This window comes from Vibrio sp. B7 (genome assembly GCF_963888765.1).
Taxonomy (GTDB): Bacteria; Pseudomonadota; Gammaproteobacteria; order Enterobacterales; family Vibrionaceae; genus Vibrio; species Vibrio anguillarum.
In genome coordinates this window covers 66,872-92,889 of record NZ_CAWPKR010000038.1, presented here as the reverse complement: position 1 = coordinate 92,889, position 26,018 = coordinate 66,872, and the positions used below count along the sequence as shown (strand labels likewise).

The 26,018-nt window shown below is 43.0% G+C and carries 22 protein-coding genes; 9 read left to right on the top strand and 13 right to left on the bottom strand.

Annotated elements, in window-relative coordinates:
- Nucleotides 1-40: 40 nt before the first annotated feature.
- The gene (gene pflA / locus AACV32_RS15385) at nt 41-781 is read right to left on the bottom strand and encodes a pyruvate formate lyase 1-activating protein (RefSeq protein ID WP_013856543.1); all 741 of its coding nucleotides are present in this window, start codon (nt 779-781) and stop codon (nt 41-43) included.
- A gap of 201 nt (nt 782-982) precedes the next feature.
- On the opposite strand from pflA, the gene AACV32_RS15380 reads away from it, so the two are divergent.
- Complete coding sequence (locus tag AACV32_RS15380) at nt 983-2,860, top strand: methyl-accepting chemotaxis protein (protein WP_017048071.1); 1,878 nt, start codon at nt 983-985, stop codon at nt 2,858-2,860.
- A 17-nt stretch (nt 2,861-2,877) separates the two neighbouring features.
- Here AACV32_RS15380 and AACV32_RS15375 read toward each other — a convergent pair whose 3' ends face one another.
- The 3 genes from AACV32_RS15375 to AACV32_RS15365 form a co-directional block, all read right to left on the bottom strand.
- The gene (locus AACV32_RS15375; protein ID WP_170895412.1) at nt 2,878-3,864 is read right to left on the bottom strand and encodes a lipid A deacylase LpxR family protein; all 987 of its coding nucleotides are present in this window, start codon (nt 3,862-3,864) and stop codon (nt 2,878-2,880) included.
- A gap of 200 nt (nt 3,865-4,064) precedes the next feature.
- Nucleotides 4,065-6,341: a formate C-acetyltransferase gene (pflB, locus tag AACV32_RS15370; RefSeq protein ID WP_017050385.1), complete on the bottom strand. Its 2,277-nt coding sequence runs from the start codon at nt 6,339-6,341 to the stop codon at nt 4,065-4,067.
- Between the two features lie 268 nt (nt 6,342-6,609).
- Complete coding sequence (locus AACV32_RS15365) at nt 6,610-8,151, bottom strand: DUF3360 family protein (RefSeq protein WP_017042289.1); 1,542 nt, start codon at nt 8,149-8,151, stop codon at nt 6,610-6,612.
- A gap of 614 nt (nt 8,152-8,765) precedes the next feature.
- Here AACV32_RS15365 and AACV32_RS15360 point away from each other — a divergent pair.
- From AACV32_RS15360 to AACV32_RS15345, 4 genes are all read left to right on the top strand, one after another.
- A complete protein-coding gene (locus AACV32_RS15360) occupies nt 8,766-9,536 on the top strand; it encodes an ABC transporter ATP-binding protein (protein WP_013856548.1) in 771 nt (256 codons plus the stop codon).
- Between the two features lie 104 nt (nt 9,537-9,640).
- Nucleotides 9,641-10,417: an ABC transporter substrate-binding protein gene (locus AACV32_RS15355; RefSeq protein ID WP_026028680.1), complete on the top strand. Its 777-nt coding sequence runs from the start codon at nt 9,641-9,643 to the stop codon at nt 10,415-10,417.
- Nucleotides 10,418-10,624: 207 nt separating this feature from the next.
- Nucleotides 10,625-11,365 carry an ABC transporter permease gene (locus AACV32_RS15350; protein ID WP_013856550.1) on the top strand — a complete coding sequence of 247 codons (741 nt, stop codon included), beginning with the start codon at nt 10,625-10,627 and terminating at the stop codon, nt 11,363-11,365.
- A 2-nt stretch (nt 11,366-11,367) separates the two neighbouring features.
- The gene (locus AACV32_RS15345) at nt 11,368-12,045 is read left to right on the top strand and encodes an ABC transporter permease (protein WP_019282050.1); all 678 of its coding nucleotides are present in this window, start codon (nt 11,368-11,370) and stop codon (nt 12,043-12,045) included.
- 109 nt (nt 12,046-12,154) lie between these two features.
- Here AACV32_RS15345 and xthA read toward each other — a convergent pair whose 3' ends face one another.
- Nucleotides 12,155-12,964: an exodeoxyribonuclease III gene (gene xthA / locus AACV32_RS15340; RefSeq protein ID WP_094164439.1), complete on the bottom strand. Its 810-nt coding sequence runs from the start codon at nt 12,962-12,964 to the stop codon at nt 12,155-12,157.
- A 225-nt stretch (nt 12,965-13,189) separates the two neighbouring features.
- On the opposite strand from xthA, the gene AACV32_RS15335 reads away from it, so the two are divergent.
- Nucleotides 13,190-15,307: a methyl-accepting chemotaxis protein gene (locus AACV32_RS15335; protein WP_017050380.1), complete on the top strand. Its 2,118-nt coding sequence runs from the start codon at nt 13,190-13,192 to the stop codon at nt 15,305-15,307.
- Between the two features lie 33 nt (nt 15,308-15,340).
- Here AACV32_RS15335 and rsmS read toward each other — a convergent pair whose 3' ends face one another.
- Genes rsmS through dinG form a run of 4 tightly spaced genes read right to left on the bottom strand, consistent with a single transcriptional unit; the run spans nt 15,341 to nt 18,966 of the window.
- On the bottom strand, nt 15,341-15,511 hold the full coding sequence (rsmS, locus tag AACV32_RS15330; RefSeq protein WP_013856554.1) for a pleiotropic regulatory protein RsmS: 171 nt from the start codon (nt 15,509-15,511) through the stop codon (nt 15,341-15,343).
- Nucleotide 15,512: 1 nt separating this feature from the next.
- The gene (gene priC / locus AACV32_RS15325; protein ID WP_170895413.1) at nt 15,513-16,061 is read right to left on the bottom strand and encodes a primosomal replication protein PriC; all 549 of its coding nucleotides are present in this window, start codon (nt 16,059-16,061) and stop codon (nt 15,513-15,515) included.
- Nucleotides 16,058-16,837, bottom strand: a complete 780-nt coding sequence (locus tag AACV32_RS15320) for a sulfite exporter TauE/SafE family protein (RefSeq protein WP_010319210.1) — start codon at nt 16,835-16,837, stop codon at nt 16,058-16,060. Before AACV32_RS15320 ends, priC begins: the two co-directional genes overlap by 4 nt.
- A gap of 53 nt (nt 16,838-16,890) precedes the next feature.
- Complete coding sequence (dinG, locus tag AACV32_RS15315) at nt 16,891-18,966, bottom strand: ATP-dependent DNA helicase DinG (RefSeq protein ID WP_170895414.1); 2,076 nt, start codon at nt 18,964-18,966, stop codon at nt 16,891-16,893.
- Nucleotides 18,967-19,478: 512 nt separating this feature from the next.
- Here dinG and AACV32_RS15310 point away from each other — a divergent pair.
- Nucleotides 19,479-20,501: a porin gene (locus AACV32_RS15310; RefSeq protein WP_094165356.1), complete on the top strand. Its 1,023-nt coding sequence runs from the start codon at nt 19,479-19,481 to the stop codon at nt 20,499-20,501.
- A 71-nt stretch (nt 20,502-20,572) separates the two neighbouring features.
- Nucleotides 20,573-21,217 (top strand): DUF2057 family protein, encoded by a 645-nt coding sequence (locus AACV32_RS15305; protein ID WP_170895415.1) that lies wholly within the window; start codon nt 20,573-20,575, stop codon nt 21,215-21,217.
- Nucleotides 21,218-21,283: 66 nt separating this feature from the next.
- On the opposite strand, the gene AACV32_RS15300 is transcribed toward AACV32_RS15305, so the two are convergent.
- From AACV32_RS15300 to AACV32_RS15285, 4 genes are all read right to left on the bottom strand, one after another.
- On the bottom strand, nt 21,284-21,751 hold the full coding sequence (locus AACV32_RS15300; protein ID WP_038220156.1) for a YchJ family metal-binding protein: 468 nt from the start codon (nt 21,749-21,751) through the stop codon (nt 21,284-21,286).
- Between the two features lie 67 nt (nt 21,752-21,818).
- Nucleotides 21,819-23,033 (bottom strand): EAL and HDOD domain-containing protein, encoded by a 1,215-nt coding sequence (locus tag AACV32_RS15295; RefSeq protein ID WP_017045200.1) that lies wholly within the window; start codon nt 23,031-23,033, stop codon nt 21,819-21,821.
- 97 nt (nt 23,034-23,130) lie between these two features.
- Nucleotides 23,131-23,865, bottom strand: a complete 735-nt coding sequence (gene lpxH / locus AACV32_RS15290) for a UDP-2,3-diacylglucosamine diphosphatase (RefSeq protein ID WP_170895416.1) — start codon at nt 23,863-23,865, stop codon at nt 23,131-23,133.
- Nucleotides 23,866-23,901: 36 nt separating this feature from the next.
- Complete coding sequence (locus AACV32_RS15285; protein ID WP_010319203.1) at nt 23,902-24,396, bottom strand: peptidylprolyl isomerase; 495 nt, start codon at nt 24,394-24,396, stop codon at nt 23,902-23,904.
- Nucleotides 24,397-24,575: 179 nt separating this feature from the next.
- Here AACV32_RS15285 and cysS point away from each other — a divergent pair, with 179 nt between their 5' ends.
- Nucleotides 24,576-25,958, top strand: coding sequence for a cysteine--tRNA ligase (gene cysS, locus AACV32_RS15280; RefSeq protein WP_017045202.1), 1,383 nt, complete (start codon nt 24,576-24,578; stop codon nt 25,956-25,958).
- Nucleotides 25,959-26,018: the final 60 nt, after the last annotated feature.

The window sequence follows — 26,018 nt, the reverse complement described above, 5'->3', positions numbered from 1 at the left end:
AGCATTATGCTGGCATTTTTATGGTTATTAAATCAAGCAATCAATATTTTATGTTTGAGTGATACTGAGCTAAGATCCCAACGATTTTGTCCATGGTCTCTTTTGACGGCGGATTCACACCTTCTAATGGGTATTCTAGCCCCATTGCTTCCCATTTATGAGCGCCCAATTTGTGATAAGGCAGCAGCTCTACTTTTTCGATGTTATCCATATCTTTAATAAAATCACCAAGCATATGAGCCGCTTCTTCGTCATCAGTGTAGCCAGGAACAATCACATAACGGATCCACGTTTTTTTACCTATGGTGTGTAAGTAGCGCGCGAAATCTAAGGTTCGCTTATTCGACACACCAATAAAATCATGGTGGATCTCATCTTTCATGTGTTTGATGTCTAACATCACTAAATCAGTGGCATCGAGTACTTCATCAATCACGTCTGTGTGTTTGCGAATATAACCGTTGGTATCTAAGCAGGTGTGAATGCCCTCAGCTTGCGCTGCGCGGAATAAATCACGAACAAATTCAGGTTGAAGCATAGCTTCACCGCCTGAACAGGTAATTCCGCCGCCAGAGGCTTTCATAAAATGGCGATAAGATTTTGCTTCGGTAATGATTTCTTCAACAGTCACTTCCTTGCCTTCATGGGTGTCCCATGTGTCACGATTATGACAATACATACAACGCATTAGGCAGCCTTGCATAAAAACAATGAAGCGAATTCCAGGGCCATCTACCGTGCCACAAGACTCAAAAGAATGAATACGACCAGTTGTTGACATCAGTTCATCTCGAATAGGTTATTTGCCCGTTATTTTATTACAAATGGTAGGGATTAAGTAGGGTTAATGTGCAATTGCCGCCGCATATCCTAAACCATATGTTGTGGCTCAAAATGAATGCCATGAAATTCTGCACATTGACTACACTGTATAGAAATAAGAACTCGTTGAATGCGATAGGGTTTAAATAAGGAATAGTTCATGGATGTACAGTTTTCTCAAAAGCAAAAAATCAGTCTATTTTTAGTTATCCTTTGTGTTGGTTTTTTAGGTTTAGGGATTTATACCGCAAAGAGCTTGATGGGAATGGATGAACAGTATCGCTCCAGTGGCGAAGTGGCATCCGGTTCTGTGGCGATATTTACTACTCAAGCAAATTTGTTGTCGCTTGCATCAGAGCTAAACAACATGCAAGGCAATCAGGTCAACTCGATTTTGAATAAATTGGATCAGTTGATGGGAGAGGTGAATGCTAATGTTGCTTTCCTGCAAAAGACCAATTTTGCTCAAGAAGGGGAAGTGTTGCTCAAGGCGGCCAAACAATTTGACCAATTTTTGCGTCCTTGGTTGCAAGTGAAATCAGAGGTGGGTTTCAACGTTAACGAAGGTAAGCTGGGTGAGCTGAAAACGTTGGCCACCACGATAGAGAAAAAGATAGATGAGACGGGGATGGTTACAATCAACTCGGATTTTCAAGCCATGGTTAAGGCGCAGCAAAATTATTTATTAGAACCCACGGAGCAAAACTTAAAACTGTTTAATCGTGCTATGGCCAGTTTCGTCAATATGTCTGATTCTTATTCGATGTTGGATCTGTATGAAAAAGAGATACAACAATTTAAACAGGCTTTTTTACGTGTGAGTGAACTGTCTCAGCAATTGCAAGTGATGGAGAAACAAAGAGGCGATACAGAGGCGCAAGTTAAGTCGGTGATTCAAGATATTTCAACCAAGCTTTCCGCGTTGAGTGAGCAATATCAGTTGGCCGCAAAAACGACCGCATCGCAAACACAGTGGTCTGTATTGGCGGCCTGTGCGTTACTTGCCATATTGACCATTGCTATTTTCCTTACCTTTAGTTTTTCTCTTTCTCGTTCTTTGTCGCAAACTATTCACGTGTTGAACAATATCTCGCGTGGCGATTTGTCACGCCGTATGCCGATGACGAATAACGAAAAGGACGAATTCAATCAACTGGCATTGGCCATTAACCAAAGCTGTGAAAATTTAGGGAAATTGGTGAGTGGTGTGCAGAAAAGCAGTGAAGCCTTGTCTGGTGATGCCGCATCACTGAATGTTGGATTAGACACTTTGGTGACAAATCAATCTGATGTTTTGGGACAAACGCAATTATTGGCATCGGCCACAGAAGAGGTCAGCGTGACGACCCAAGAAGTCTCTAACTCATTGGAGTTTGTTGCGGAACTCAGCAAATCTTCTATGCAAAGCGCAGAAGAGGGAGGAAAAGTGATTTCCGTTGCTATTACGTCACTGGTTGAGGTTGGTAAAATCCTAAGTTCGGCCGCAGGCCACATTCATCAACTTGAACAAGCTTCTGCAAAAGTAGACTCGGTGATGGACATCATTAATGGTATTGCCGAGCAGACTAACTTATTGGCACTCAATGCCGCAATTGAAGCGGCGAGAGCGGGAGAGCAAGGTCGTGGCTTTGCTGTTGTCGCTGATGAAGTTCGAAGTTTAGCAGTAAGAACGGTCAATGCCGTGGCCGAAATTTCCGGCACTATTGATACTATGCAAAAGGAAAGTGCGGAAGTAATCACTTATATTGCGCAATCTGAGCAGTCTATGCAGAGTGGGCAAGAGAAAGGTAATGAGGCGATACAGGCCATCGCGCAAATTATCAAAAAAGCAGATGAAGCGGCGAATAAAACAGAAGCCATTTTTGCATCGATTCGAGATTTGGCGACCACTAGCCATTCAATGGCAGATAATATGATACAAATATCTCGAGCCATGAAAGCCTTGGAAGAGAACAATGAACAGTTAAGAGCAACCAGCCAGATTGTGGATAAACGCTCTAGCAGCCTAAGTGTAGACTGCCAAAGTTTCACCATATAATTTCAGTTTGCTAAACGTTAGAAAAAAGCAAAAAGAGAAATATTACCGACACCGTGAATGGAGTTTTTGTCTTCCTTATACTCAGGTGTGTTTGCGGTGAACGTTAAACTCGCACCGACTTGTTGAATATACCAAGCCGCACCAACTACGGCGGTCGCCTGAAGATTTTCCAAGTTAACTTGGTAATATTCAGATGGGTGATCCAATCCGTTTAAAGGCCTATCTCCTTCGATGGTAATGTCATTGAAGCGATAGCGTCCTTCTACACCTCCGAATAGAAACCATCCAGTATCCGAGGCACCAATCATCCCTGCCGAGAAAGGGTTTTCTGCACTGATTTGAGCACTGCCAAAGTTACCCGCAAGATCGGTCCCCCAACGCATCATAAAACCTGTGGAGAGATCACTGCGAAAGTTACCTACATTGACCTCTGAAACGTTGGAAAGCTCAACGTCAGTTCCTGCATAGCTGCGGTATCGTGCCAGATTAAAGTGAGACAGATAACCCACGCTGCCGACGATTTTTTCCTCTACTTGGTAGGCCCAGCCATTGGGTTCGTCAGATTTAGTGATGCTGTGCACTAACTTTTGCGCTTTCTCAGAAAGCGCAGCATCTCCGGTGGTTCCAATGGTTAAATTTGCCCGCGTGGCTTGTTGGGGATGCAAACTAATATAGTTAAGCTCGGTGTGTAAATACCCAGCGTAAGGTCGTTCATTCGGCTCTGGTTTGGTGAGAGAAATCTCCGAAGGAGTCCACATTTTGTGGCCAATGCTGATTTCCCATTTGTCCAATGGGGCCGCTCCCCAAACCGAAAGGCTAAGTGATTTAGCCCACCAATATGGAGCAATCGCCCCTGAGGTGTAGCTTAAAAATAAACCATTGGTGTAGTCGCGATCTACGCCAAATACGCCATCGTTATCGAGGTTAAAAGCAACCGTTGCGTGTTGAGAGGCCAGCGCAGAAGCACTGAGTAACGTCAATGGAAGAATGTGAAATAGCTTCATACGAACACTGCAGAGTATAGACAAACCCTAATCATATAGGAAAGATGCGCTATTCAGTTGATAAATAGGCAATTGAATCAAAATAAATGTGGTAAGCGTAACATTTGTGGTCGATGCATTACGCATTTTTGATTTCTGAGTATAAAAAAGCCCCACTCATCGAGCAGGGCTTAACTATTTTGCTAGTAATTTAACTGAAATTATAGAGATTCAGTGAAAGTACGTGCAATAACGTCAGCTTGTTGTTCAGCAGTCAGTGAGTTAAAACGCACAGCATAGCCAGATACACGAATGGTCAGCTGAGGGTATTTCTCAGGGTGTTTAACCGCATCTTCTAAAGTTTCGCGATTAAGCACGTTCACGTTTAGGTGTTGGCCACCCTCAATGCCTGCTTCATGGTGGAAGTAACCATCCATCAGACCAGCAAGGTTTGAACGTTGACTTGCTTCTTCTTTGCCTAACGCATTTGGAACGATAGAGAAAGTATAAGAAATACCATCTTGCGCATCAGCAAACGGTAGTTTCGCTACTGAAGTCAATGATGCTACTGCACCTTTTTCGTCACGGCCATGCATTGGGTTTGCACCCGGTGCGAAAGGCATACCAGCACGGCGACCATCAGGTGTGTTACCTGTTTTCTTACCATATACCACGTTTGAAGTGATAGTCAGGATAGACTGAGTTGGAATTGCATCACGGTACATCTTAAGTTTACGGATTTTGCCCATAAACGTAGAAACAAGTTGGCATGCGATGTCATCAACGCGGGCGTCATTGTTACCAAATTTAGGATAATCACCTTCGATTTCGAAATCGATCGCTAGGCCATCTTCGTCACGAATTGGCTTAACTTTTGCGTATTTGATTGCTGATAGAGAGTCAGCAGCAACAGACAGGCCAGCAATACCACATGCCATCGTACGTTTAACGTCACGATCATGCAGTGCCATTAGCGCGGCTTCATAGCTGTATTTGTCGTGCATGTAGTGAATGCTGTTTAGTGCGGTCACATATTGCTTCGCCAACCAATCCATGAAGTGGTCCATTTTTGCCCATAGTTCGTCATAGTCAAGATACTCACCTGCGATCTTGTCCATTTTAGGGCCAACTTGGATTTTCAACTTCTCATCAATACCACCGTTGATGGTGTAAAGCATGGTTTTAGCAAGGTTTGCACGCGCTCCGAAGAACTGCATTTGTTTACCTACAACCATTGGCGATACACAACATGCGATAGCATAGTCGTCAGAGTTCATGTCTGGACGCATTAAATCATCGTTTTCGTACTGGATAGATGAAGTATCGATAGATACTTTTGCACAGAAACGTTTAAAGCCGTCAGGTAGCTGCTCAGACCAAAGTACAGTGATGTTTGGCTCTGGAGAAGGACCCATAGTGTATAGGCTGTTTAGGAAACGGAAGTTAGAACGCGTAACGAGTGTACGACCATCAAGACCCATACCACCCATTGATTCTGTTGCCCAAATTGGGTCGCCAGAGAATAGTTCATCGTATTCAGGAGTACGTAGGAAACGAACCATACGCAGCTTCATTACGAAGTGGTCGATCATTTCTTGAGCTTGTACTTCAGTGATTTTACCCGCTTCTAGATCACGTTGGATGAAGATATCTAGGAAAGTCGAAGTACGACCTAGCGACATTGCCGCACCGTTTTGTGATTTAACAGCAGCTAGGTAGCCGAAGTAAGTCCACTGGATAGCTTCTTGTGCAGTTTCTGCTGGGCGAGAGATGTCAAAACCGTATTTTTCAGCCATTTTTTTCATTTGGCCAAGTGCGCGGTGTTGCTCTGCAATTTCTTCACGAAGTTGCATCGTTGCCGTTAGATCTTCGCCGTTCTCAAAACGCTCTTGTAGAGAAGTGAATTGAGCAAGCTTATCCTTCATTAGGAAATCAATACCGTAAAGTGCTACGCGACGGTAGTCACCAATGATACGGCCACGACCATAAGCATCAGGAAGGCCCGTCAGAACACCAGACTTACGACACGCTAGAATATCAGGAGTGTAGATATCGAAAACGCCAGCGTTGTGAGTTTTACGGTATTCTGAGTAGATTTTTGAAATCATAGGGTCAAGAGTTCTACCGTATGCTTTGCAAGAACCTTCAACCATACGCACACCACCGTTAGGGATGATAGCGCGCTTAAGTGGTTTCTCAGTTTGTAGACCAACGATAGTTTCAAGATCTTTTTCGATGTAGCCTGCATCGTGAGCAGTGATGGTAGAAATAACGTCAGTATCGAAATCGACAGGGGCCTTAGTCGCGTTTTCCTGTTTGATACCTTCCATTACTTTAGCCCAAAGCTTGTTTGTCGCTTCAGTACCTTCAGAAACTAGGAAAGATTCGTCACCTTCATACGGCGTATAGTTCTTTTGAATAAAATCACGAACGTTAACTTCGTTTTGCCACTCACCTGCAACAAAACTTTCCCAAGCTTTAGCAAATTGCTCTGCCATGACATACCTACCTTTTTAGTAGAAAAAACACGTACCGTCTTCACCGTTGAGCCAGTTATCCTCGAAAGGAGCAGTACACTCTATTAATACAATATCTATATTCACACTATTCAATTATCTGAATATAGATATTGTGCTTTTAAGCCTTGAATGCAAGATTAGACTAAAATTTTTTTGCAAACCTTAAACTAAATCAATAAAAGTTAAATTTTTCAAATAAAGTTTGGGTAGTGCGAGCACTACCCAAATTCGTATTAGTCCAAGCTCATTATAGCCAAGCTTTTAAACCGTATTGGTTTTCAAGCATACCAACCGCAAGCATAGCAATTAAACAGATGATCAGCACACCACCTGGAATGATGATTTTGTCGATAAAAGACAGCTTTGATGCACGTTCTTTGTCGCCAATTAGGCCATTGTTATCGAGTAGCATGGTCAATGCCCACGCTAGAACAGGGTTCACCACAGCGCTACCAAAGATACAAATGCCCGCTGCTTGTGAATCTTTTGTGTTTCTTACCATTTGCATACCCGCTTCTAGTAAAGGAAGAAATACCCCTACTAATAAAGCAATACGCATCACTGGAGGCCAAACCGCTACGTCCATTGGGAAGCCAAGGATAGCAATAGTCATGACCAATAAACCTAAGATGATGGCACCACCAGGAATTGGACGTTTAGCAATCGCCGCTGGGATCATATACGTTCCCCATGACGATGTGATATTACCACCACCAAGTGCTGTACCTACCATTTGACGAATTGAACACATGGTCATTGTGTCATCAACATCCATCAGTACTTTTTCAGTTCTCTTCGGATAGTTCAATTCTTGGAAAATTCGGTGACCAAGGAAATCTGGTGACCACATCGCAACGGCCAAAATAGCAAAGGGCAATGAGGCGATAAAGTGTTCTACTGTTGGCAAACCAAGCATCCAACCTTCAGTGGTTGAGCCCCACCAGTAAACAGGGTTAAGGTTAGGTAAGCCCATTTGAGTTTCAAATTGAAGATCAAAGCCAGTACCAAATAAAAGCGCAATCGCAAGCCCTGTCATTGCACAGACAGGAATTGCTAACCAACGCATGTTGATTTTTGCAAGAAATGCATACAGCACAATATTGACACCTAAAACCACTAGGCCAACGTAACCTAAGCTGCCTGCGGCGACATCGGCCGATTGCAAACTGGTAGCCCAAGTTTGGATAGAACCAATTTGGCTCATTGTTCCGGTAAAGCCGAGGAAGATAAGCAACCCGCCTGCGGTTCCCTCGGAGGTTAGATTGACCAGTTTCGAGCCTCCTTTAAAGTAACTTAAGAGAAGACCAAAAACGCCAAGCAAAATTGCCAATGCCAAAGGGTGTGCACCGGCTAATGCGATTGAGCCGATAAGAGGGATCATTGGGCCATGGTTGCCAGCTAAGTTGGCTTTTGGGTTTAAGAAACCAGAGGCAATAACACAGAAGAAGAGGGCAGGAAATAACATCTCTACACGTGCAACTTCAATCGCGAAGTCTTTACCTAGATGAATGTGATCCCATGCTTGGGTTAGGCCATCAGCCCAAGACATCATTACCGCTGAGTACATGGCGATGATGCCGATTGTGCCCGCGATGGCTGGTACAAAATCTTCAAGTTCAAAACGGAAGTCACGACCAGGTAAGTTCAAACCAAAGCGACGGGGCTTCATGATTTGCAGTTCGTGGTCTAGGTAATCTGAACGGCTTGCAAACTCAGATGCTGGACGATGCAGCTCTTTATAGCTTTTCGTCTCGATTTCTGAGCGCTCATTGTTGACTACGTCTGGCATAGATTCCTCATATTTTTAAAAGTTAGTAATTCGTACTGAATCCTAGTAATCCGCGAAGAAGCGGTAATGTTTTTAATTGAATATGTAGCACATCTCATATGTGCTTGCATAACAACAACTAAAAAAGAGAGTGTGGTCATTTATACAACCTTATCTTTGCTCGCGAGTTTAGCTTGCTTATCCTTTAGGGTGATTGATCTTGATCACTTTAAGAATAAATGTGAAAGAAAACTACAGCAGCCTAATGAAAACGGGGGGTTGAGCCGTTACTTGCTTGAAATAAGTTTTCACATTGTGATGTTTGTAAAAGAGTTTCAATGATATTAATGACCTTAAATATCCTATGAATCTAGGTGTACTTTATACATAAATAGGTTGTCTATCTTTAAGTAAATGTTAACAAAATGAGTTAACTGTTAATTGCTTGATGTGCCATTTATATGCGCCATATGGAGAAGTATTGGCTAAAATGTGAATTTTTAATCAGATAAAATAACTAAATATCCTTATTTTCCAGGTTAATAATTTGTTGCATGTTTTCGGTGTGAATGCTAGTTTGTATCAAAAATGGGAGTTGGAATACTCTGCAGTAGCAAATACAGGGAGTTAAGCGCATGACTGATGTACCGGCGCTGAATATTAAAGAGCTGCACAAAACCTTTGGTCAAAACGAAGTACTAAAAGGAATCTCGCTAGAAGCTCGTAAGGGTGATGTGATCTCCATTATTGGTTCTTCTGGCTCGGGAAAAAGTACCTTTCTTAGATGCATCAATTTACTTGAAACACCAACCTCTGGTGATATTTGGGTCAATGGTGAACTCATTCAAATGAAAAAAAATCGGCAAGGTGAAGCTTCACCTGTGAGTGAAAAGCAGGTGCAACGAATTCGCTCACGCCTTGCTATGGTATTTCAGGGATTTAACCTTTGGTCGCACATGACGGTGTTAGAAAACGTTATTGAAGCACCAATTCATGTGTTAGGAGTACCGAAAGCACGAGCCATCGAGAGTGCTGAGGTGCTGCTAAAAAAAGTCGGCCTGTATGAACGTAAAGACTATTATCCTGGTCACCTTTCTGGTGGGCAACAACAACGTGCGGCGATTGCTAGAGCGTTGGCCGTGGAGCCAGAAGTCATGCTGTTTGATGAGCCCACTTCTGCACTTGATCCTGAATTGGTGGGTGAAGTGTTGGGTGTTATGAGAGACTTGGCAGAAGAAGGCCGTACTATGCTGGTAGTGACTCATGAAATGGCCTTTGCTCGCGATGTTTCAAACCATGTGATGTTCTTGCACCAAGGTTTAGTGGAAGAGCAAGGAGATCCAGCCATCCTGTTCACCCAACCTAAATCTGAACGGTTAAAACAATTTATATCCTCTATTTATTAATGTGTTCATTATGTTGTGGTATTCGCCACGGCATAAATATTAAGCAAAACCAACATAAACATAGCATGATAAATAAGTAAGACCTCAATCACAGGAGTATGGAAATGAAAAAGTGGTTATTAGTTGCAGCCGTTGCTGCTAGTGCAATGACTGGTATGGCCCAAGCGAAAGAATGGAAGACGGTTCGTTTTGGTATAGAAGGGGCTTATCCTCCTTTTAGCTGGACAGAGGCTGATGGATCTCTCAAAGGCTTTGATGTTGATATGGCCAATGCGTTGTGCAAGGAGATGAAAGTGGAATGTAAAATCGTTCCACAAGACTGGGATGGCATTATCCCATCACTGCTTGCACGTAAATATGACGCGATTATTGCAGCTATGTCGATTACCGACGAGCGCAAGAAAAAAGTCGATTTCACTGGTAAGTACGCATTAATTCCCAATAAATTTATCGCCAAGAAGGGAGCTACGTTGGATTTTTCTAAAGAAGGTCTAAAAGGGGTGAAAATTGGTGTACAACGTGCAACAACGCACGATAAGTATCTTACTGATAATTATGGCGATGCAGTTGAAATTGTCCGTTATGGTTCATTTGATGAAGCCTATCTTGACCTAGCCAATGGTCGTATTGCGGCAGTATTGGGTGATGCCTCTGCATTGGAAGAGGGTGTGCTTAACAAAGCGGGCGGCGAAGCGTATGAGTTCGTCGGCCCATCATTAACCGATCCGAAATGGTTTGGCGATGGTTTTGGTATTGCGGTTCGTAAACAAGACAAAGATCTCACTCAAAAACTTGATATGGCGATTAAATCTCTTCGTCAACAAGGGATTTACCAAGAAATTGCGACCAAATACTTTAATTACGATGTATACGGTGAATAAGCTGTAACATCATATCTTACCCATATAATTAGAAGGTGAGAGTGAGCCGAGCATATGAATATGTTTATCGATCACTCTGTCATTAGGGCTGGTTAGCTCAGTGACTCCACCTTCTCAATTATGATGGGAATCCATTGATTCTTAACGGCTGGATCCTAGTTCCAGAAGTACCCAGCCGTTAAATTCTCCAGGGACTAGGGATGAATTATGTTGGACCTACACGGATATGAAGCCTCAATTTTGAAGGGAGCGGTGCTGACCATTGAAGTTGCCGTGCTCTCTTTATTACTTGCCATGTTACTTGGCATGCTAGGTGCGCTAGCCAAGCTTGCACCTTACCGTTGGGCAAGAGCCATTGCCACTCTTTATACGACCATCATTCGCGGTATTCCAGACCTTGTGTTAATGATGCTTATTTTCTTTGGCGGTCAAATATTGTTGAATAATAGCCTTTATTCAATCAACGAATGGCTAAACAATTGGTTTATGGCAAGTGACCCGAGCCATGAATGGACCGCTTATCTCCCCGATTATATTGATGTTAGCCCTTTCATTGCTGGGATACTAACCATAGGTTTCATTTTCGGTGCCTATATGGCTGAAACCTTTCGTGGCGCTATTATGGCTGTTGATAAAGGAGAGATGGAAGCGGCGAAAGCGTATGGTATGAGTTCTACCTTAGCATTTAGACGCATTTTGCTTCCTCAAATGGTTCGTCATGCATTGCCAGGGTTTGGTAACAACTGGTTGGTATTGCTCAAAACGACTGCACTTGTTTCCATTATTGGATTAGAAGATATGGTCAGAGTCAGCTCACTCGCGGCGGGTTCGACAAAAATGCCATTCACCTTTTATATGGCTGTCTCAGTGATCTTCCTTTTCTTTACCAGTGTATCAACCGGTCTTCTCAAATTGGTTGAGCGCAAGTTCAGCATTCACACGAGGTAAATATGGATTTTTCCCTTATTGCTCAAAGCCTACCAATTTATTTTAGTGGGCTGTGGACAACGGTTTGGCTGGTGGGTTTGTCGTTAATCATCGGTTTGAGCCTTGCCATCCCCTTAGCGATTGCTAGAAATAGCCACAACTATTTTATTCGTACTCCAGCATGGACTTATACCTACTTTTTTCGTGGTACACCGTTATTGGTCCAGCTTTATCTCATCTACTATGGAATGGATCAATTTTTCCCGGTGAAAGATACCTTGTGGGAAAACGCTTGGTTTTGCGCGTTGGTTGCTTTTGTTCTCAATACGTCCGCCTACACGGCTGAAATTATTCGCGGTGCGATCAATGGTTTGCCGAAAGGCGAAGTTGAAGCGGCGAAGGCATACGGAATGAGTACTTGGAAAACGTATCGACGAATTATTCTACCGAGTGCGTTAAGGCGTGCACTGCCCGCTTATAGTAATGAAGTTATCTTCATGCTTCACGGTTCGGCGGTTGCTGGTATTGTTACCATTATGGATTTAACGGGAGCTGCGCGTTTAGTGAACTCTCGTTATTATGCTCCATTCGAGTCATTTTTAACCGCAGGTTTGTTCTATATGGGCTTGACCTTCATTATTTTGTTCTGCTTCAAACAGGCTGAAAAACGCTTCTTAGCTTATTTGCGCCCATTAAGCTGAAGGGCTGCGAGTAGCATGTTGTACCGAGTTTGTTTCTATAATCAAGGCATAGATTAAAATAAGAAGCGCGCTGAATGCGCGCTTCTTATTGGCACGTGACTTTCTGTTCCTACAAAGAAAAACTGGACCAAATTGGCGCGTGATCAGAAGGTTTTTCTATTCCTCGAAGTTCATAGTCGATGCCGGCCTCTTGGCATTTTTTTGCTAGGTTCGGGGTCGCTAAAATGACGTCGATTCGTAGCCCACGGTTATCATCAAAGCCGCGTGAGCGATAATCAAACCACGAAAATTGATCATTTACATCCGGATTTAACTGACGGAATGTGTCAACAAAACCCCAGTCCATTAAAGTTTGTAACCATTCGCGCTCTTCAGGTTGGAAAGAGCATTTTCCCGTTTGCAACCAGCGTTTTCTATTGGCTTCACCAATCCCAATATCCAAGTCGATAGGGCTGATGTTAATGTCTCCCATCACAATTATTTGTTCGTCAGGGGAATGATGTGTCGTTAAGTAACCCATTAGATCTTTATAAAACTGACGCTTATAGGGGTATTTTGTTTCATGGGAAATATTCTCCCCTTGAGGAAAATAGCCGTTGAGTATGGTTGTTTTTTGGCCGTTGTCATCTTCAAAAGTGGCCATAATCATGCGTTTTTGATGATCTTCATTATCGCTAGGAAAGCCTTTCTGTACTGAAATGGGTTCCTTCTTACACAACATGGCGACGCCATAATGCGCTTTTTGACCATGGAAATAGACGTGGTAGCCCATGGCTTTAACATCCTCAAGAGGAAAAGCGTCATCGTGTACTTTGATTTCTTGAAGTCCAATGACATCAGGTTGATGCTTATCAATAATCGCTTGCAGTTGATGAAGGCGAGCTCTCAACCCGTTGATGTTAAAACTGATGACTTTCATAAGGGATCCTTAAGATGAGTTGTGCGCAAGATGTTACCATTTCAAGGCGCAAGGACAAGACGAAAAGCGAATCAATTGTAATACGTAAATTTTTTGAATAGTCAGAAAGGATATTTTTATTAACATTTATGTAAACTTACGATTGATCTCTCAAGTCAATATGCTCTAATTAAAGTCGTCACCATTTCGTCTGAAAACCCTATTAGCGCAGCATAAGGATGTAGTATGCGAACACTTTCGGTTCAATGGAAAATAACCCTTTTAGCCGGCCTTTGCCTGCTAATTACGTCATTGTCTCTCATTGGTTTCTCTGTTTATAACGCAGTGAATAACCAACAAGCAATAAAACAACAAAGTTCAGATTCTGTGATCAATAAATCGCAGCAGTTATTAGAAACTCGGGCGCTGCTCAATGCCACCGAAGTATCTGAATATCTCAGTGAAGCCATGTATCGGGCTCAAATGCTTGCTGATACGGCCTTGTTTTTCAAATCAAATACCGAAGAAAATTTTGGTGAAAGCGAAGCGTTAAGGACATCTTTAGATGAAATGGTTCGCAAGACGGTAGTCAATTATCCCAATGTTCAGGGGGCTTATCTCGTCTTTAAGCCAAATTTGCTCGATAGCGAGGATGACAACTACCAGAATGCTGACTATGTAGGCTCAAATGAAATAGGTCGATTCGCTGCATACTGGATAACGTCCTCCAATGGTGAAAATGTTGTGGCAAATGTATTAAGCGAAGTGGCATTGAAGGATGAAGGAAACAGTGAGCGTTTCGCCTGCCCGTTAACAACCGCTAGTGCATGTATCTCATCGCCTAAAATTGTGATTCAAGACAATGAAACGTTTCTTACTTCTTCTCTCTCTGTGCCCATTTTGATTGATGGCGTTGCGATTGGCTTTTTTGGCATCGATTTAAAACTTAGCCCACTGGTAGCGATTGCACTGAGTTCAGATCAAAGTCTATTTGGCGGTAATGGTAAGGTCTTTATTGTCAGCTTAAATAACACGCTTATTGCGACTGATGAGCGTGAATTAACCTTAGGCGCGCCACTGGCTGATTCAGTCTTGACTACAAAGGAGATCGCCAATCTTCTAGCCGAGGGTAAAGTCCATTCTCAATGGAATTCAGATCGGCAGTGGTTGTCTGTCTTTGCTCCTATTCAGGTGGCGAACCAGACTTGGGGCGTGGTTTTTGAAATGCCGACATCGAGTGTGCTAGCTGATGCCAATCAACTGGATCAGATCATTACTCAACAGGTAGAGAATGGCGTTAGAGCGGAGCTATTAGTCGGCGCATTGCTAGTCTTTTTAGGGCTCGCAATCATTGCGTTAGCTGCAACCCAAATTGTGAAACCTATCCGAGCGGTCGTGGAGCGGTTACAAGATATTGCTTCTGGCGAAGGGGATTTAACTCAGCGGCTTGTCATCAGTAGTCATGATGAAATCGGTGATTTGGCACGCGGCTTTAACCAGTTTTTAGACAAATTACAGGCTATTATTCAGCAGATCGTAGAAAGTGCGAACCAAGTAGCTCAAACGACTGAACAGGCACGGCAGTCTGCCGTACAAACGCGTAGCCGTAGTGAGTCTCAATTTAAAGAGATGGATATGGTGGCGACTGCCTCTGAAGAAATGACACAAACAGCAAGTCTCGTTGTGCAAAATGCCGAGGCTGCGGTGCAAGCCGCTTCGCAAGCTAATCACTCCGCACTGACTGGGCAGGATGTCATCCGTGCCTCTGAAGCTGAGATGCATAAGCTGGTGGTGCGAATGAGTGATGCGGTGCCTGTTGTTGAAGAGTTGGCTCAAAACAATATCAATATTACAGAAATTTTAACGGTCATTGAGGGAATTTCACAGCAAACCAATTTGCTCGCATTAAATGCGGCTATAGAAGCGGCTCGGGCCGGAGATCAAGGGCGAGGGTTTGCTGTTGTCGCCGATGAGGTACGTAATTTGGCCCAGCGGACTCAGAACTCTGTGGGTGAAATACGCAAAGTGATAGAAAAAGTCCAACAAGGTACTGAGGGCGTAGTTGAGGTGATCCAGCAAGGAAACGCGTTAGCAAATGGAACTGCGATGCAAGTTCAAAAGGCCGTTGCTGAATTAGAAATAGTGTTTGAATCCATCTCAGCAATTAACGATATGAATAGCCAGATTGTAAAAGCGGCCCAAGAACAGCAAGCCGTCTCTGGTGAAGTCAACCTCAACCTATCCAATATTCGTGATCTTAGCGCGCAGATATTGACACTGGTCGGTGAATCAGAATCGGTTGGTGCTCAGATAAGTCAACTCTCGGCTAAGCAGCAACAGTTGGTTGGACAATTTAAAGTCTAACGGCTGAAAGAGTAAGAAGTAGATGTTTGCTTCTTACTCTCTCGCAGTATCATCCAGTTTACGCAATAAATCCTGCTGTACGATTTTCAGCGCTTCAAGTGCGGTGTGTGGTTCAATCTGATTGGTTTCTAATAAATAGATGAGATCGACAGCGAGCTTTATCTCTTCAGACGCACCGTCTAGCGGTACAGTAGGATCATTCATGTTATTGGTTTTTCTCCCTGAACGTAATTTGTTTTTCGATCTTAGCCTTAGCTTCTTGGCAACGCTTGAGCCGCTGCTCTACGGTCAATAACGCTTTTTGTGCTTGCTGCTGACTAACAGTAGAAGTTTGCTTGAGTCCGAGTTCTTTTTCTCTCACCATATCCATCAGCCTCCGCTCCCATTCTTGGTGCTGGGCCAGCTCTTGATATAACGCATTGATCGGTTTGCGATAATAGCTGCGATGCTTGGGCTCACTTTTTCTGATCGATACTGTCGATATTTCGCGTTGGATTGCCGCAATTTGTGCAAGCAGTCGATCGGTTAGATATTGAGCTCGTTGACTGGTTAGCCGTTGGCTCTCTTGTTCGCGCATGATGGAGTCAAAGGTCGCTTTTGCTTCCATAACACAAGGGATTAATAAGTGCGCTTTACAGTGGAACAGGCGCTCATCAAATAGAGCCTGATGGTGTTCACCACGAGTTCGGTCAACACTGGCGGCTTGTTGTTTCAACTCTTCAATTAAGGACTTTAATTGAGAAAAATGGTTCATAAGCCTGCAAACCACGCATCATAAGTCAGCTTGATTGCAAGCACACTGACCACACTCACAAACACCGGACGAATAAATTTAGCGCCGAAACGAATCGCTGAATGTGCGCCAACAAAAGCTCCAGCCATCAAACAAACTCCCATAGTCAGTCCCAGCACCCAGTCAATATGCCCCAAAATGGCAAAGGTAACCAATGACGTTACATTACTGGTAAAATTCATCGCTTTAGCAAGGCCAGAGGCCAATAAAATGTTGAGTCGGTATAACGCCATCGAACTGACTGTCCAAAATGCGCCAGTCCCCGGCCCTGCCAGCCCGTCATAAAATCCAAGTATCAAGCCTTGCGCATACTGCTTTTTGTGAAGTACAGGGCAGGGAGGCGGGCTGACATTCTGGTGTGCATGTGGTGTTTTATGCCATATCGTATAGATAGCGGCAGCTAGAATAATGAGCGGCAGCACTTTTTGTAGCCAATCGGTGCTGATCGCATCGACAGCAAAAGTACCTATGGTTGCGCCAATTAAGGTGGCAATGAAAGCTCTGACCCAGCAACTTGGTTGAAACAACTTCTTCTGATAGTAGGTTAATGCGGCAGTTGATGAGGCAAATGTTGCCGCTAGCTTATTCGTTCCTAGTGCGATGTGCGGCGGAAGACCGATCGATAATAACGCGGGTACAGTAAGCATGCCACCGCCGCCAGCGACTGCATCGATAAAGCCAGCAATAAAAGCAACAAGCGCCAACACAATCAAAGTGGTTGGCTCAACAAATTCCATGAATAAAATCGGCCCTGAGTAATGAGATGAAAGGGCGTAGTGTTAAGCCCTAGCTAATATTCTATTGTTCTTTTAAATGGAGGAAGCGAGTCCAATAATGATTTTCCGTAGCGTTTTGAAACGATTCGGCGATCGAGAATCACGACTCTACCAGAATCACGCTCTTTGCGCAGCAATCTCCCGACGGCTTGGATCAGCTTTTTGCTGGCTTCAGGAACGGTTATCTGAATAAAAGAGTTTCCGCCTCGCTTCTCTATGTATTCGGCGTGAGCTTGCTCAACTGGAGAGGTTGGTACGGCAAACGGAATTTTTGTGATCACCAGATTCTCCAAAAGTTCTCCTGGTAAGTCTAGCCCTTCCGAAAAGCTACTGGTGCCAAACATTACGCTCGTTTTACCACACTGCACTAGCATTTTATGTTTATTTAGAATTTCTGTGCGTGATATTTCACCTTGGACTTGCAGCGCCCAGCCTCGTTTAACAAAATCTGTTGATATTTTTTCAGCCACTTCGCGCATTTGCCAGTAAGAAGCAAATAGCACTAAATTAGCTTTGTTTGGCTGAATAAACTCAGCGAGCCGCTCTACCAGATAATCAGTATACTCTTTCGCTTGCGGTTCAAAACGCATTGCTGGAATGAGTAACTCGGCCTGATTTTGATAATCAAACGGTGAAGCGAGTGCTAGGAAACGTGTTCCATCTTCTGCCTTTTCACTGATCCCTGCTTGCGAGCAAAAGTAGCTGAACGAGTTAAGAGCTCGCATCGTCGCGGAGACTAAGATTGCGCCTATGCAGCGGCTCCAGATCTGTTGATCAAGTTGCCAACCAATTTCTAGCGGTGAAACGTTAACAATGAAATCACCTTCACGTTCAGGGTGAATTTCAAGCCAACGTGCCAAAGGGGCTCCTTTTTCTCGCTTGGGCTCCGCCATCAGCAACCATACTTGGGCAAGGTTCTCTAAACGCTGAATATAAAAGCCTAATTCAGTCAGTGCTGGTTCTGCCAACCGAGCGGCGAGTTCGCCTTCCTTAACTCGTTCAGCAATCAAGTCCGCAATTTTAGCGACGGATTGATTGGCTTTTTGAGAGAGCCGCTTCAGGGTTTTAGACTCTTCTTCAAGCCATTGTGGCAGTTCGCCATGCTCAAAACGGTATCGCTTTTCTTCAAATTGTTCGGGTACAAACTGCTTTGTCAGTTGGCTCAAGCTTGGGATAAGTTGTTGCAGTGTATCTTGCAGTTCGTTACGAAAACGTGCCACTCGTTTTTCTTCGGCTAAGCTTGAAAACTTGGTTACGGATTGATTGAGTTTTTCTAACCAACTAGCTGCGCCTTTCAAGCTTGCTGACGCTGAAGCGTGATCTCGTGCTACATGAGGTAAGTGGTGTGCTTCATCAAAAATGTAAATGGTGTTTTCGGGCTCAGGCAGAATGACACCACCGCCAAGGTCAGCATCCGCCATGACCAAGCTATGGTTGGCAATAATGACATCGGCTTTATCCAGTTCTGAACGCGCCTTTTGAAAAGGACAATCTCTGTGGCCAGCAAAGCTACCATTACAACTATGCTTATCACTAACAATCAGTTGCCATAACTCATCTTTAATCGCTTTTGGCCACGAGTCGCGATCACCGTTCCATTTTCCTTGAGCCAGTTTTTCATACATGGTGGTGAATAATTCAACGTCTTTTTTTTGTGGCTTTGATTCGAACAGAGCAATTTGTGATCCATCTACCCCACACGCAGCCGCGAGTTTTTCGGTGCAACAGTATCGTTGACGTCCTTTGGCAAGGATAAAAGAGAATTGACGATCAGTGATGCGTCTAAATAAAGGCAAATCTTTGCTGATCAGCTGTTCTTGAAGTGCCACTGTGGCTGTTGAAACAACAACCTTTCTATTATTCAACACTGCAACAGGAACCGCTGCCATTAAATAGGAGAGTGATTTCCCTATTCCTGTACCTGCTTCAGCAATCAAGATTCGGTTGGATTTGTGATATGAACCACACAATGTTTTTGCAATCTCAGCAACAAGATAATTTTGTCCTCGACGAGGAATGAAGTTTTCGAGCTGAAATTGCAGGTTTTGATAACTATCCCGAATGGATTTTTGGATTTTTGTTGTAAGCATACACAGACCTAAATAGCAGAGTGCCAAGTCTAGCACAGTTCACTAAAGGATACGCAGTTCACGAAATCGTATGCTTTTAGATCAAATCTAGATCTTGTTCACAAAAAAAAACTGAACCTTCAGGAACTTATGTTTAATTCTCATTGTGAAAAATATAAAACTACCTATTCGGTTAAATGATGACCTCAATATCTATTTAATCTTGCCAAACTAAATTTTACTGGTGTTTAATTCTGATGTTTCATGATTGTTAGTTTTTAGATTGAGTGATGTTTTTGCTTGGAAGTCGCCCGTAATTTTATGAAAATATCATGTAACTATATGTTTTTAATTATTTTTACCTTTATTTTTTTTGTTTTTTAGGATATTTGACATGCAGGATAATCTTTTGCAATCTAATCCTTGAGATTTAATGGCGGCAACGAACCGAGTTTAAATTTGGAAGTTGCCAGCAAAAACAAAGGGAACCGGATAAGGAATTCCCATACATAAGAAAAGGCAGTGGATTAATTATGAAAAAGACTCTATTAGCACTAGCAGTGCTTGCGGCAGCAAGCTCAGTTAACGCAGCAGAAATTTACTCTAACGACAGCACTTCAGTTGGCCTTAAAGGCGAAATTGATGCTTACTTAATTCAAAAAGAAACAAGCAAAGATTATGCTAAAACTAAAAACTCTGCAGATTTCTCTACTTGGGCGAAAATCCAGCTAGATGCTTCTCATAAGCTTTCTAATGGCCTAACCACTTTTGGTTCTTTTGAATTTGAAGGTGACGGTTCTGCTGGGGTAGTAGTCGACGACCTATATGTCGGTGTGAAAGGCGATATCTGGGGTGTGGCTGTTGGTGAAACTGGTGATTTCGCAGAATCTTTTGATGCAATTCAAAAAACCGATATTGCTAACGAAGGTAACTACATCGGTCTAGATCGCCCTTACGAAAGCAAAACAGAAGGTCTTGCACTGAAAGTGACTCCTGTTGGTGGCCTAACCTTGGTTGCGGATGTGTATACTAATAGCACTGACAAACTAGATAACTCTTACGGCCTATCAGCTAACTACGCGATGGACATGTTCTCTGTTGGTGCTTCATTCAACAGCAGTGAAGTGGCAAAAGACTACGATGCAAGTTCATTCGGTGTATCTGCTTCTGTTGATGTTGCTGGTTTCTTCTTCGCGGCAACTTATCTAAGTACTGAAGGTCTAAGCTCTCTTGGTGCTGCAGATGTCGCGTCTGTTAGTTCAACTTCTGGCGCAGTGGAAGGTGATGTATGGAACCTAGCAGCATCTTACCAAATTGATGCGTTACGCCTATACACTACTTATGCATTCGCTGATTTCGATAAAGCCGTATCTTTTGCTAATGTAAGCCAAAAAACTACTATTGATGCGCAAGTGACTGATTTGGTTGTAGGTGTTGACTATGCCGTTTCTAGTAACGTACTAGTGTTCGTTGAATACGAAACAGCTGAAGCTAAGAAAGCTTGGGCGGGTAATGATTACGAAGATATTACTCTAGGTGTTTACTACACATTCTAATTCGAGTAATTTGATGAACTAAAAGCCGACGCTTAGCGTTGGCTTTTTTCATATAGGAGCTGTAAAAGAAAATGGTAAAGAACGTTATTGTAAGTTTATTGATGTTAGTGAGTTTTTCTTCATTATCTCAATCGCTTGATTTGCAAAGAGGCATTACTTTGGAAGTGCTGAATGAAGCGCTATTCACGGATGAAGAAAAACCAATATTTATTGATGGTGAAAACCAACTGGTTCTCACCTTTGCTGGTCGCTTAAAGAAAGTGGCTAAGCCAGAGTATTTCTCGTCTCTCCCTTATGTCATTCGAACAGAGATTAAAGCTGGAGATAAGCTATCTGTGGAGCTTGTTTCGGGTCGATACGAAGTTATTCAGGAGAAGCAGTTTAAGAGTGAGCCGATTTTTGTTTTGAAGAAAAACGGAGTCGAAGTCACAGATAGTAAACAATATCGCCTTGAGCCAGAAAATGGTTCGCTGATGCCTTATTCAGATATTCGTTCTTTGACGATTAAGCAAAATCGCAAAGAGGGTGTCATTTTTGAATCTGGAAAGTTTCATCATTTGACCGACGAATTAAAATCGTTGGGCACTTCAGCTCAATCGACAAAATATACTGAATCGGAAGCGGCCTTACAGCTAAAAATTTGGTTTAGTAAAGCTTCAAAAGAAGAAAGACGAGAGTTTTTGGATTGGGTTGTGCAAGGTATTTATACTGAATAGGTTGTTCCGTACTACACCATAATTCCAGGATCCAAAGTCACATAGCTGTGTGTGACTTTGAATCTCTTACCCACAACATTTCTTAAATTTCTTGCCGCTACCGCAGTGGCATGGGTCATTTCGTCCTAGCTTCGTTGGTGTGTTCTCCTGTGGAAATTCACCGTCAATGTAGAACCAGATACCATCTTCTCGTATAAATCGTGAACGTTCTTGCAGACAAAATTGCTCTTGATCGTACTTATAATAGGCTTTGAAATGAACGAAGCCTTCATTTTCGTTGTTGCGGATACTTGCGGAGATGACGTCTAGCCCACACCATTGACTGTTGATTGATTCTTCAATCATGTCGCGTTGCTGTGGTGCATTGCAACTCGGATGATAGGTATTGATGACGAAATCAACCAAGCCCAGAACATGGGCACTATAGCGGGCTCTCATCAGTTGTTCTGGATAGATGGCTAAAGCTGAATCACTGTGGATTGGTTCACAACAGTGTTGGTAATCTAAATGGCTACCACAATAGCATTGGCTCATAAATCCTCTCAAATTGCCCATTCATATAAGACGGGGAAGTTTAAGGAGATCTAAACTCGATGTCTACTCAGGAGTGGACACCCAGTAAATCGGCTGTCCATTTCACAGCTTCGTTGTAACACTCTTTCACCACGGGCTCTTCGATATTTAACGCATGAGCAATTTTCTCAACCTTTTGCCAGTCAGCCTGTTCATAAGCTCGAGTTAATTCAAGTACCAGACCTAATTCTCCTTTCCCCTCTATTAGTGCAAGTTTAACGTATTCGTCGATAGGCATCTCTTCCATGATACTTTCTAAAGGTTGATCAAGTAGGCTATCGAGTAGCGAAAACATTCCTGTCAGGAAGGCCGAACCGGGTTCGACGTTCATTTTTGCTTTCACACCAATCAGCTCGCAATATCTTGCCCTTTGAATGGATAAGCCATACAAATAATCCGGTTTAGATTCTTGCGTCGAAGCAATCGCAACCAAGGAGATGAACTTTCTCAATCGTTGTTCACCGAGATAAATCAGCGCTTGTTTAAATGAATGGATCTTTGAACTGACTGTCGCGGATGAGTTAACAAAGGTTAACAGTTTATAAGATAGGGTCAGGTCGGTGGCGACAAGCTCCTCAATGGCTTTGTAATCTAGGTTAGATTTGGCTATTTCTTTGAACAGTTGTACCACAGTAAGAAATGCGGGCTCTAACGCTTTGCGCTGTAACATCTCTGGTTTGCTAAAAAAGTAGCCTTGAAAATAGGTAAAGCCCGCCTTTTTAGCTTGCTTAAACTCTTCATAAGTTTCTACTTTTTCAGCAAGGAACTCAATTTTCGTTGCGCCAAGTTTTTGAATAAAGTGAGCGGCTTTTTCAAGGGAAACAACACGGATGTCAAATTTGATAATTGACACATAGGGGAAGAAGACGAGCCAGCCTGAACTGGGTACAAAGTCATCAAGCGCAATTCGGTAACCAAGCTTCGCCATCTTTTTAATTGCTTCTAATAACTCTAAAGTTGGTTTGCAATCTTCCAATACCTCAACGACCAAATTTTGCGCAGGAAAAAGCGTAGGCACGAGGTTAATCAGGCTTTGATAAGGAAAATTGACAAACCCTAAATGCTTACCCAGCGTATTGTAATGAGTGGATAAAAAATGATCAGAGAGTAACCGGCTCGTTGCTAAGTCTGGGTCTATATCTGGAAAGGTGTTCTTAGGGCCGTCTCGAAATAGCAGCTCGTAGCCGATAGTTTTTCGGTCACGATCTAGTATAGGCTGTCTGGCGATATAGGAGTATTTCAAGGCAAGACTCTTATCTAATTATTGATATCATTGATATTACTTATTATAGCTTAGCTTTTGATACGAACAATTAATAGTATCAGAGTGCGACTTGGCATCAGTTTTTAGAACTAAATGGCCGAGTTTGCAGTTCGTAACCATCATTAGCATAGACTAAGACTGAGCCTTGAGTGTACCAGTCACCTAAAACAATTCGCGTTGCGGTGCCATGAAGTTGATTTCTGTGATGAATCTCTGGTCGATGGGTATGGCCATGAATTATTAAATCGACCCTATACTGGGTCAGAACTCTATCCACTTCACTTTGTGTGACATCCATAATATCCATAGATTTCATTTGCTTATCATTATGGATGCCCGACTGTACTTTACCCACAATACGAACCTTTACAAAAAATGGCAGCCGATTAAATACCCATTGTAGCCAAGGCTGGTGAACCTTCTTTCGATAGGCTTGATACTTTATATCGTCAATACAGAGTGTATCACCATGCAACACCACGGCTTTTTTTCCGTAAAGGTCAATTACTTGTTCTTCTTGGAGAAGAGTGATTCCGGTTTCTTTCGCAAATCGTTTGCCAAGCAAGAAGTCGCGGTTTCCTTGAGTAAAATAGCAAGGAACCCCTTCGCGAGTCAGTTGTTTAAATTCCGATTTTATTTGGTTGGCGAAAGGTGAATTATCATCGTCACCTATCCAAAATTCGAAAAGATCGCCAAGCACGTACAGTGCATCGGCATGAATGGCTTCTTCGCGCATGAAACGGATAAAACACTCGGTGATATCTGGTCGAGAAGGGCTTAGGTGTAAATCAGAAATAAATAGTGTATGCATAATAAAAATAAGGAGCGCATAGCGCTCCTTTTACCGTTACTCTTCGATGGTTGTGCCAGAAATGAACACTTCTTCTAGTGGAACATCTTGATGCATGCCCATAGAGCCTGTGCTCACGGCTTTTATTTTGTTCACAATATCCATACCTTCGATCACTTCAGCGAACACGCAGTAGCCCCAGCCATCTCGGCTTTCTGAACGAAAATCTAGGAATGTGTTGTTGTTCACGTTGATGAAAAACTGAGAACTTGCAGAGTGTGGATCCATAGTGCGCGCCATGGCAAGAGTACCGATCTTATTGCTTAGGCCATTGTTGGCTTCGTTTTTAATCGTTGCGCGAGTTGTTTTTTCTTTTAGGCCAGAGGTCATGCCGCCGCCTTGAATCATGAATCCATCGATAACGCGGTGGAACAGAGTGTTATCGTAAAAACCGTCACGGCAGTACTGTAGAAAGTTTGCGCTTGTTTCTGGTGCTTTTTCTTCATTAAGTTGAATTTTAATATCACCAAAATTCGTGTGAAGGATGATCATGATAGTTACCTTTATCTATTTTTCGTTGAGGCCCGGATTTTAACTGAACTTTGGACACATTCAAATCAACAAATGTCTTTAGGGGCCGTATTATTGCGAGAGAATAAGGATGACCAAGCTAGGCTAGAGTTGTTATACTGTGAAGCCATTTTAGTTCAAACAGTTATTAGATAGAGATCATGCTGAAAATATATAACTCAATCACTAGACAAAAAGAAGAATTCAAACCAATTCATGCCAACAAAGTGGGTATGTATGTCTGTGGAGTCACCATTTATGATCTCTGTCATATTGGCCATGGTCGCACCTTCGTTTCTTTTGATGTGATTTCTCGCTACTTGCGCTACTTAGGCTATGACCTTACATTTGTGCGTAACATCACTGATATTGATGACAAAATCATTAAACGTGCTGCCGAAAATGGTGAATCTTGCGATTCGCTAACCGAGCGCTTAATCGCAGACATGCATGCAGATTTCGATGCATTGAATATGAAACGTCCAGATGTCGAGCCTCGTGCAACCGCTTATATCCAAGAAATCATAGGCTTGGTGCAACGACTGATTGAACGCGGTTTTGCTTACGTTGCTTCTAATGGTGATGTGATGTTTGAAGTCAGCAAATTTGACGAGTACGGCAAGTTATCCAAACAAGATCTCGATCAGCTTCAAGCGGGCGCTCGTGTTGATGTTGATCTTGCTAAGCGTAGCCCACTTGATTTTGTGTTGTGGAAAATGTCGAAGCCGGGCGAGCCCACTTGGGAATCCCCATGGGGAGAAGGACGCCCAGGCTGGCACATCGAATGTTCGGCGATGAATTCAGCGATTTTGGGTAACCACTTTGATATTCATGGTGGAGGCTCTGATTTGCAGTTTCCTCACCATGAAAATGAAATTGCTCAATCATGCTGCGCACATGACACTCCCTATGTGAACACATGGATGCACAGTGGCATGGTGATGGTGGATAGAGAAAAAATGTCTAAATCATTAGGGAATTTTTTCACAATCCGCGATGTACTTGCTCACTATGATGCGGAAACGGTGCGCTATTTCTTGATGTCGGGCCATTATCGTAGCCAATTAAATTACAGCGAAGATAACCTAAAACAAGCGCGTGCCTCGCTAGAGCGTCTATACACAGCGTTGAGAGGGTTGGATTTAACCGTAGCAGTTGCGGGCGGTGAAGAGTATGTCAGCCGCTTTACGATAGCGATGAATGATGACTTTAATACGCCAGAGGCTTATTCCGTATTGTTTGATATGGCACGTGATATCAACAAGTTGAAGACAGAAAATCTTCAGCAAGCCAGCGCTCTTGGCGCACTTATGCGTGAGCTTGCCGATGTGATTGGCATTTTGCATCAAGATCCAGAAGTGTTTCTTAAAGGAGGCACTAATGGCGACGAACAAGTGGCTGAGATTGAAGCTTTGATCAAACTGCGTAATGACTCACGTGCAGCAAAAGATTGGGCTAATGCTGACGTGGCACGCGATAAGTTGAACGAACTCGGCATCATTTTAGAAGATGGCCCAAGTGGGACTACTTGGCGTCGTAAATAATCAGGCAGTTAACTTGTCGATGATGGGCTTGAACTTTATTGGTTAAGCCCATTTTGTTTT

What these genes read in the sequence shown, in the direction of transcription:
- pflA (WP_013856543.1), bottom strand. Translation starts at nt 781, where the DNA reads ATGTCAACAACTGGTCGTATTCATTCTTTTGAGTCTTGTGGCACGGTA.
- AACV32_RS15380 (WP_017048071.1), top strand. Translation starts at nt 983, where the DNA reads ATGGATGTACAGTTTTCTCAAAAGCAAAAAATCAGTCTATTTTTAGTT.
- AACV32_RS15375 (WP_170895412.1), bottom strand. Translation starts at nt 3,864, where the DNA reads ATGAAGCTATTTCACATTCTTCCATTGACGTTACTCAGTGCTTCTGCG.
- pflB (WP_017050385.1), bottom strand. Translation starts at nt 6,341, where the DNA reads ATGGCAGAGCAATTTGCTAAAGCTTGGGAAAGTTTTGTTGCAGGTGAG.
- AACV32_RS15365 (WP_017042289.1), bottom strand. Translation starts at nt 8,151, where the DNA reads ATGCCAGACGTAGTCAACAATGAGCGCTCAGAAATCGAGACGAAAAGC.
- AACV32_RS15360 (WP_013856548.1), top strand. Translation starts at nt 8,766, where the DNA reads ATGACTGATGTACCGGCGCTGAATATTAAAGAGCTGCACAAAACCTTT.
- AACV32_RS15355 (WP_026028680.1), top strand. Translation starts at nt 9,641, where the DNA reads ATGAAAAAGTGGTTATTAGTTGCAGCCGTTGCTGCTAGTGCAATGACT.
- AACV32_RS15350 (WP_013856550.1), top strand. Translation starts at nt 10,625, where the DNA reads ATGTTGGACCTACACGGATATGAAGCCTCAATTTTGAAGGGAGCGGTG.
- AACV32_RS15345 (WP_019282050.1), top strand. Translation starts at nt 11,368, where the DNA reads ATGGATTTTTCCCTTATTGCTCAAAGCCTACCAATTTATTTTAGTGGG.
- xthA (WP_094164439.1), bottom strand. Translation starts at nt 12,964, where the DNA reads ATGAAAGTCATCAGTTTTAACATCAACGGGTTGAGAGCTCGCCTTCAT.
- AACV32_RS15335 (WP_017050380.1), top strand. Translation starts at nt 13,190, where the DNA reads ATGCGAACACTTTCGGTTCAATGGAAAATAACCCTTTTAGCCGGCCTT.
- rsmS (WP_013856554.1), bottom strand. Translation starts at nt 15,511, where the DNA reads ATGAATGATCCTACTGTACCGCTAGACGGTGCGTCTGAAGAGATAAAG.
- priC (WP_170895413.1), bottom strand. Translation starts at nt 16,061, where the DNA reads ATGAACCATTTTTCTCAATTAAAGTCCTTAATTGAAGAGTTGAAACAA.
- AACV32_RS15320 (WP_010319210.1), bottom strand. Translation starts at nt 16,837, where the DNA reads ATGGAATTTGTTGAGCCAACCACTTTGATTGTGTTGGCGCTTGTTGCT.
- dinG (WP_170895414.1), bottom strand. Translation starts at nt 18,966, where the DNA reads ATGCTTACAACAAAAATCCAAAAATCCATTCGGGATAGTTATCAAAAC.
- AACV32_RS15310 (WP_094165356.1), top strand. Translation starts at nt 19,479, where the DNA reads ATGAAAAAGACTCTATTAGCACTAGCAGTGCTTGCGGCAGCAAGCTCA.
- AACV32_RS15305 (WP_170895415.1), top strand. Translation starts at nt 20,573, where the DNA reads ATGGTAAAGAACGTTATTGTAAGTTTATTGATGTTAGTGAGTTTTTCT.
- AACV32_RS15300 (WP_038220156.1), bottom strand. Translation starts at nt 21,751, where the DNA reads ATGAGCCAATGCTATTGTGGTAGCCATTTAGATTACCAACACTGTTGT.
- lpxH (WP_170895416.1), bottom strand. Translation starts at nt 23,865, where the DNA reads ATGCATACACTATTTATTTCTGATTTACACCTAAGCCCTTCTCGACCA.
- AACV32_RS15285 (WP_010319203.1), bottom strand. Translation starts at nt 24,396, where the DNA reads ATGATCATCCTTCACACGAATTTTGGTGATATTAAAATTCAACTTAAT.
- cysS (WP_017045202.1), top strand. Translation starts at nt 24,576, where the DNA reads ATGCTGAAAATATATAACTCAATCACTAGACAAAAAGAAGAATTCAAA.